The organism is Tenacibaculum holothuriorum (assembly GCF_002120225.1).
In the GTDB taxonomy this organism is placed as follows: Bacteria; Bacteroidota; Bacteroidia; order Flavobacteriales; family Flavobacteriaceae; genus Polaribacter; species Polaribacter holothuriorum.
This window is the reverse complement of the sequence record NZ_LAPZ01000020.1, coordinates 1-7821: the sequence shown is the minus strand read 5'-3', so window position 1 is coordinate 7821 and position 7821 is coordinate 1. Positions and strand designations below refer to the sequence as shown.

Genomic DNA, 7821 nt, shown 5'->3' with positions numbered 1-7821 from the left:
GGTTCGAGTCCCGTCCAGACCGCAAAAAGCTCTTCAAAATTTGAAGAGCTTTTTTTTATTTTATAAATTCTTCTAGTTTTATATCATGCAAAACTTCGTAGTACATTATCAAAATTTATTTGAAAGACCTCTTTTAGAAGAAATTCAAAATATTGGTCAATTAAAACATATAGTAGCAGAAGATATTATTATTGATATTAACACTCCTATACAATTCATTCCTTTAATTATTAACGGAGCTGTAAAAGTTTTAAAAGAAGATGAAATGGGTGATGAATTATTGCTTTATTATATAGAAAGAGGAAGCACTTGTACCATGACATTATCTTGCTGTGTAAACAAAGCGAAAAGCAAAGTAAGAGCTATCGCAGAAACTGATGTAGATTTAGTAATGATTCCAATTCAAAAAATGGAAGAGTGGATGATGCTATATAAAAGTTGGCAGGAGTTTATTTTACAAAGCTACCACAACAGAATGGATGAAATGCTTCAAACCATTGACACGATCGCTTTTAACAATATGCACAACAGAGTTTTTAAATATTTACAAGAAAAAGCAAAAGTTCATCAAACCAATTCTGTAAATGTTACACATCAAGAAATTGCCAATGAACTTCATACATCTCGAGTAGTAATTTCTCGTATTTTAAAAGCTCTTAAAATTGAAGAAAAAATAAAATTACACAGAAATCATATTGAACTTTTAGAATAGACTAATTTACAACACAATTCGCTCTTGATTAGCAACCCATTGTACTACCGACAAAATATCGTTTTTAGCTTTTCCTAACAAAAACGGATTTCCATGCCCTGGTAAAACAGTATAATCATCATCAAAAAAATCTAAAACTTTTACTACATTTTTTAAATGTTCTTCAGTATTAGAATGCATAAAATCTGAACGTCCAATAGAGTTTTCAAAAATTAAATCACCTGCAATTAATAATTTTTCTTCTTCATTATAAAAAACAGAAGAGTCTGGTGAGTGTCCAGGAGTATGCATTGTTTTAAACAATTTACCTCCTATTGTAAACTCAAATTCTTTTCCTTTAAAAGTATTTTCTGCTTCTTTACAAGAAATTGTTTTAAACTGCGGAAAAAATCCAGAAGTATTCATCATCGGGTCAGTTAACATTAACTGTCCGTCTTTCTGAATCGTTACTTCACACGAGTATTCTTCTTTTAAATCTTCTAAAACTTCAATATGATCTACATGACCATGTGTAACAATAATTTGTTTTGGTGTTATTTTCACATACTCTTTAATAGCCAAATCAGACGCATCTATTAAAACAGATTCTCCATTATGTTCTATATAATAAGTATTGGTTGTCCAATGAGAAGTTACTCGTTCAATTTGCATAAAATATTTTTTTGAAGATAATTTGGTTTTCTAAATTTAATTTCTAAGATTTGTCTTGTATTTAAAACACGACACATAGTATGTTACAAAATGTATGGCAAGGTTTTTATTTTTACTTTTACTTTTTTAGTAAGAGAAGAGACTTTATACCATACAATTAAATAACAAAATTAAAATATATGAATATAAAGTCTCGATAAATCGAGGCTTTTTTTTTGCATTAAAATGAAAAAAATAGCCATTCAAGGAATACAAGGAAGTAATCATCATATCGTAGCCCAAAATTATTATGGTAACGATATAACTTTACAAGAATGTTTATCATTCGATAAGTTGGTTGATAGTTTAACAAACAACCATAGCAGCCAAGGAATTATGGCAATAGAAAACACCATTGCTGGCTCTATTATTCCTAACTACGCATTAATCGACAAGAATAATTTGCATATTTCTGGTGAATATTATTTACCAATTCATCATCATTTAATGGGATTAGACAATCAAAAAATTGAAGATATTACTGAAGTATGTTCTCACCCAATGGCTTTATTACAGTGTAAAGAGTTCTTTAAAAATTATAAGCACATAAAACTTATTGAAGATGTTGATACTGCTGAAGTAGCTAAACGAATTTCAGAAAACAAACTCAAAGGAGTTGCTGCTATCGCTCCTAAAATTGCAGCAGAAATTTTTGATTTAACAGTTATCGAAGACGAAATTCAAACCATAAAAAACAATGCGACCCGTTTTGTAATTCTTCAAACTGAAAAACCAGAAAACGGAATTGACAGTATTAATAAAGCATCTTTAAAATTTGAGTTAGATCATAAAAGAGGAAGCTTAGCAGCTATTTTAAATGTAATGAGCGATTGTAAATTAAATCTCACTAAAATTCAATCGTTACCTAAAATTGAAACCCCTTGGAAATATTCATTTTTCGTCGATGTAACTTTCGAAACGTATAACGATTACGCAAAAGCAAAAGCTATTATTGAAATTATGGCAGAAGATTTTAAAATATTAGGAGAATATAAAAACGGAAGATTATGATACAGTTTGCCAACCGTTTACAAAGTGTTCAAGAATACTACTTCTCTAAAAAATTAAAAGAAGTACGACAGTTAATTTCTGAAGGAAAACCAATTATAAATATCGGAATTGGTAGCCCAGATTTGGCTCCACCCACTTCGGTAATTGATGCGATTACACAAAGTGTTTCTGAACAAAACACGCATCAATATCAGAGTTATCAAGGAATTGAAGCATTTAGAAATGCTATTGCGTCTTTTTACCAATCGAATTACAACGTAGCTATTAACCCTTCAAACGAAGTACTTCCGTTAATGGGGAGCAAAGAAGGGATTATGCATATTTCTTTAGCTTTATTAAATGAAGAAGATGGCGTTTTAATTCCAAACCCTGGATATCCAACATATAGTGCGGTTACTAATTTAATAGGTGCTAAACCTATATATTATTCGTTAACGGAAGACAATAAATATCAACCAAACTTTGATGAATTAGAAAACTTAGATTTATCAAAAGTAAAGTTAATGTGGGTAAACTATCCGCATATGCCAACGGGAGCCAAAGGGACTCAAGAAACATTGCAAAAGTTAATTGCATTCGGAAAGAAGCATCAAATAGTTATTGTAAATGACAATCCGTATAGCTTTATATTAAACGATAACCCTACAAGTATTTTATCTATTCCAGGAGCAAAAGACATTGCTTTAGAACTGAACTCTTTGAGTAAATCTTTTAATATGGCTGGTTGGCGAGTTGGAATGCTATTAGGCAATAGCGAATTTTTAACTGAAATTTTAAAAGTAAAAACTCAAATGGATTCTGGAATGTTTTTAGGCATTCAAAAAGGAGCTATAAAAGCATTAGAGCAACCTAAAGATTGGTTTAATTCTATAAACAGTATATATGAAATCCGTAGAAATCTTGTTTGGAAACTTGCTGAAAGTTTACATTGCACTTACGACAAAAATACGGCTGGTATGTTTGTATGGGCAAAATTACCAGAAGGAATAACATCAGAAGAAATGGTAGACAAACTATTATATACCTATCATTTATTTGTTGCACCTGGAACCATTTTTGGTGATTTAGGCAAGGGATATATTCGATTTTCACTATGTGTTCCCGAAGAAAAAATTAAAGAAGCTACAAACAGAATACTAAACAACGAAACAGCATGAATGTATATATAATCGGAGTAGGATTAATTGGAGGAAGCTTAGCATTAGATATGCAACATGAGTTTAAAAATTGTACAATTTACGGAATTGATCAACAAGAAGAGCACTTACAAGAGGCTATTAATTTAGGTATTATTCAAAAAAAAGCCGAATTAAAGGATGTAACAAATGCTGATATTGTAGTTGTTTCCATTCCTGTGGATGTATCTGTCGATCTAATTCCTGAGGTTTTAAATTTAGTTTCAGACAATTGTTTGGTCATCGATGTAGGCTCAACAAAAACTCAAATTTGTCAAGCAATAGAACAACATCCAAAAAGAAGAAACTTTTTAGCAACACATCCTATTGCAGGAACAGAGTTTTCAGGACCCAAAGCTGCATTAAGAAATTTGTATAAAGGCAAAACAAACATTATTTGTGAGGTAGAGAAAACAGCATTCAAATTGCAAGAAAAAGCATTAGATATCTTTTCAAAATTAGGAATGCGAATTCGATACATGGATCCAAAATCTCACGATAAACATATTGCCTACGTATCACATCTTTCACATATAAGTTCTTTTATGCTTGGTAAAACAGTAATTGAGAAAGAAAAAAACGAACGAGACATTTTTGATATGGCTGGTAGTGGATTTGCCTCTACAGTTCGATTAGCCAAAAGTTCACCTGCTATGTGGACTCCTATTTTCGAACAAAACAAAGACAATGTAATCGAAACTTTAGAAGAATACATTCAAAACCTACAGCATTTTAAACAATTATTAGAAGAACATAAATTCTCAGAAATCTATTCTGAAATGGAAAACACAAATCATATAAAACAAATATTAACGGGAATTCAAGAAGTAAAGCTCTCTTAAAATAACAACATCATGGAAAACAAAAAAGAATTAAGAACTTGGTTAGACGACTTTAAATTAAATCATCCATTAGTAATAGCAGGACCTTGTAGCGCAGAAACCGAAGAGCAAGTTTTAAAAATTGCTCACGAACTAAAAGACACCGATGCTACTGTATTAAGAGCAGGTATTTGGAAACCTAGAACTCGTCCAGGAAATTTCGAAGGAGTTGGCGCTTTAGGTTTAAAGTGGCTTCAAAAAGCTAAAGAAGAAACAGGTATGTTAATCGCAACAGAAGTAGCTAACAAAGACCATGTAAAATTAGCTTTAGAACACGATGTAGATATTTTATGGATTGGTGCTCGTACTACAGTAAGTCCATTTATTATCCAAGAAATTGCCGATGCTCTTAACGGAACCGATAAAATTGTATTGGTAAAAAACCCTGTAAATCCAGATTTACCTTTATGGTTAGGAGCTATCGAAAGATTGTATACAGCCAACATTAAAAAATTAGGAGTGATCCACAGAGGATTTTCCACCTATGAAAAAACAAGGTACCGTAACAATCCAGAATGGCAAATTCCTATTGAATTACAAAATCGTTTTCCAGATTTACCCCTTATCTGTGACCCTTCTCATATTGCTGGTCGTCGTGACATCATTTTTGATATTTGTCAAACTGCTTTAGACTTAAATTTTGATGGATTAATGGTTGAAACACATTATGATCCAGACAATGCTTGGAGTGATGCTAAGCAGCAAATTACACCAACATCGTTAATTCAAATGATGGTTGATTTAAAAGTTAGAAAAGCAACCGATACCGAAGCAGATTATAGAAATGCATTAAATACATTACGTACTCAAATAGACGTTGTAGATCATCAATTAATTGATTTACTAGGTAAAAGAATGAAAATTGCCGACAATATTGGAGAACTTAAAAAAGAGAAAAACGTAGCTATTTTACAAACCAAGCGTTGGAATGAAATCTTAGGAAAAATGATTCTTGAAGGAGAAGAAAGAGGATTGAGTGAAGAATTTATTCTTAAAATGTTTAAAGCAATCCACCAAGAGAGTATAAATCACCAAGAAAAAATAATTAACAGTTAAAACATTCCCGCTTTTTGCGGGAATATTTTTTATTCTCATCTTTGTCGTATGGTAGGAACGGTTTATAAATCTACAGGAAGTTGGTACTGGGTAAAATCTCAAGACAAACTATATAAATGTAGGATTAAAGGAAAATTTAGAATCAAAGGAATAAAAAGTACAAATCCAATTGCTGTTGGTGATACTGTAGATTTTTCTTTAGAAACTAAGAATAATGAAGAAACCGGAGTAATTACCCAAATTCATGAGCGTAAAAACTACATCGTTCGTAAATCAGTAAACCTATCTAAGCAAACACATATTATTGCTTCTAATATCGATCAAGTATTTTTATTAATTACCATTGATAATCCACCAACTTTCACAACATTTATCGATCGTTTTTTAGTTACTGCTGAAGCATATTCAATTGAAACTATTTTAGTCTTCAACAAAATAGATTCGTATGAAATTGAACAGCGAGCAGAAATAATGTACCTGAAAGATATTTACGAAAACATTGGCTATACTTGTATTGAAGTTTCTGCCACAAAGAACATCAATGTAGATAAAGTTAAAGAATTAATGACAGGAAAAATAAGTATGTTTTCCGGTCACTCTGGTGTCGGAAAAACCACACTTTTAAACACTATTGAACCTTCATTAAACCTAAAAACCAAAGAAATTTCTGAACAACACAAACAAGGACAGCATACGACTACTTTTGCAGAAATGTTTGACTTAAGTTTTGATGCTCGAATTATTGATACTCCAGGAATCAAAGGCTTTGGAATTGTTGATATGGAAAAAGATGAACTTGGAGACTATTTTCCAGAGTTTTTTGCTTTAAAACAAGATTGCAAATTCAACAATTGTATTCATATAAACGAGCCTAAATGTGCAGTTAAAGAAGCATTAGAAAACGAAGAAATAGCATGGTCTCGATACAAAAGTTACCTTCAAATTTTAGAAGGCGAAGAAGAACATTACCGAACAGATATTTGGGACTAACATACTTATCATACCGAAATAAATGAAAGCTGTAATTCAAAGAGTCTCTAAAGCAAGTGTTACTATTGAAAGTGAGAAAGTAGCCAACATAAACAACGGATTATTAATTTTATTAGGAATCGTTGAAGAAGATACTAATGAGGATATTACCTGGTTATCTAAAAAAATTGCTAATCTTAGAATTTTTGGAGATCAAAACGGAGTAATGAACAAATCTTTATTGGATATTGACGGTGAAGCAATAGTTGTTAGTCAATTTACTTTACACGCTTCAACTAAAAAAGGAAATAGACCTAGTTATATTAAAGCTGCTAAACCAAACATAGCTATTCCTCTATATGAAAGTTTCGTTACTCAACTAGAAAAAGACCTCAACAAAAAAGTTCAAACTGGTCAATTTGGTGCAGACATGAAAGTAGAATTATTAAACGATGGCCCAGTAACTATAATCATAGACACTAAAAACAAAGAATAACTTAAATCACTAAAAAGCAAAAAGTTGATTCTAATTTCTTTTCTATTAAGAAAATCTTAACTAATAGATAATTTCCGTGGGAAATATTTTTTATCTACATTTGTTCTAAATAAACTCAATTATTAAAAATCAATCATAATGAAAAAATCAATTTTAGCAATTGCTTTTATCGCATTAACTGCAATTTCTTGTAAAACAGAAAAGAAAAAAGCTGAAACAAGCGAAGAAGTAAAAGACGTTAAAAAAGTAGAGAATGTTATTAATTCTTATAAAGCAAACATTGCTGAGTCTGTAATTAACTGGAAAGGAACTAAGCCAACTGGAGCTCATAATGGAGATGTAAAATTAGCTAGCGGAATTTTAGATTTAGAAAACGGAGCTTTAAAAGCTGGTGAGTTTACTATTGATATGAAAACTATCAACTGTTTAGATTTAGAAGCTGGTAAAGGTAAAGAAGATTTAGAAGATCATTTAAAAGCTGGAGATTTCTTTGATATAGAAAAGTTCCCTACTGCTAAGTTTGTAATTGCAAATTCTGAAATGAAAGATGGTAAATTACACGTAACAGGTAACTTAACTATTAAAGATATTACTAAGAGCATTACGATTCCTGCTGAAGTTTCTGAAACTGATGGAGTTGTTTCTTTTAAAAGTGATACTTTTGGAGTTGACAGAACTGAATTTGGAGTTACTTACAAGTCTAAAAAGATTGACGCTGCTTTAAAAGATAAATTCATCAACGATATTATGGAAATGTCTTTTGATGTAAAAGCTAAAAAATAAGCACAAACTTATACCATAAAAAAAGCATCGATAATTATCGATGCTTTT

Annotated in this window: 9 protein-coding genes; 8 read left to right on the top strand and 1 reads right to left on the bottom strand. The window is 31.0% G+C overall.

Annotated elements, in window-relative coordinates:
• Nucleotides 1-85: 85 nt before the first annotated feature.
• The gene (locus WH52_RS14640) at nt 86-712 is read left to right on the top strand and encodes a Crp/Fnr family transcriptional regulator (protein ID WP_086031720.1); all 627 of its coding nucleotides are present in this window, start codon (nt 86-88) and stop codon (nt 710-712) included.
• Between the two features lie 6 nt (nt 713-718).
• On the opposite strand, the gene WH52_RS14635 is transcribed toward WH52_RS14640, so the two are convergent.
• The gene (locus WH52_RS14635) at nt 719-1363 is read right to left on the bottom strand and encodes an MBL fold metallo-hydrolase (RefSeq protein ID WP_086031719.1); all 645 of its coding nucleotides are present in this window, start codon (nt 1361-1363) and stop codon (nt 719-721) included.
• A 225-nt stretch (nt 1364-1588) separates the two neighbouring features.
• Here WH52_RS14635 and WH52_RS14630 point away from each other — a divergent pair, with 225 nt between their 5' ends.
• From WH52_RS14630 to WH52_RS14600, 7 genes are all read left to right on the top strand, one after another.
• Nucleotides 1589-2413: a prephenate dehydratase gene (locus WH52_RS14630; RefSeq protein WP_086031718.1), complete on the top strand. Its 825-nt coding sequence runs from the start codon at nt 1589-1591 to the stop codon at nt 2411-2413.
• Nucleotides 2410-3570, top strand: coding sequence for a pyridoxal phosphate-dependent aminotransferase (locus tag WH52_RS14625; protein WP_086031717.1), 1161 nt, complete (start codon nt 2410-2412; stop codon nt 3568-3570). Before WH52_RS14630 ends, WH52_RS14625 begins: the two co-directional genes overlap by 4 nt.
• Nucleotides 3567-4430, top strand: a complete 864-nt coding sequence (locus tag WH52_RS14620; protein WP_086031716.1) for a prephenate dehydrogenase — start codon at nt 3567-3569, stop codon at nt 4428-4430. The genes WH52_RS14625 and WH52_RS14620 overlap by 4 nt, the downstream gene beginning before the upstream one ends.
• 12 nt (nt 4431-4442) lie before the next feature.
• Entirely contained in the window at nt 4443-5525 is a 1083-nt protein-coding gene (locus WH52_RS14615) for a bifunctional 3-deoxy-7-phosphoheptulonate synthase/chorismate mutase type II (RefSeq protein ID WP_086031715.1), read from the top strand.
• A gap of 48 nt (nt 5526-5573) precedes the next feature.
• Nucleotides 5574-6515, top strand: coding sequence for a ribosome small subunit-dependent GTPase A (gene rsgA, locus WH52_RS14610; RefSeq protein WP_086031714.1), 942 nt, complete (start codon nt 5574-5576; stop codon nt 6513-6515).
• A gap of 22 nt (nt 6516-6537) precedes the next feature.
• Nucleotides 6538-6990, top strand: a complete 453-nt coding sequence (gene dtd, locus WH52_RS14605; RefSeq protein ID WP_086031713.1) for a D-aminoacyl-tRNA deacylase — start codon at nt 6538-6540, stop codon at nt 6988-6990.
• A gap of 138 nt (nt 6991-7128) precedes the next feature.
• A complete protein-coding gene (locus WH52_RS14600) occupies nt 7129-7773 on the top strand; it encodes a YceI family protein (RefSeq protein WP_086031712.1) in 645 nt (214 codons plus the stop codon).
• Nucleotides 7774-7821: the final 48 nt, after the last annotated feature.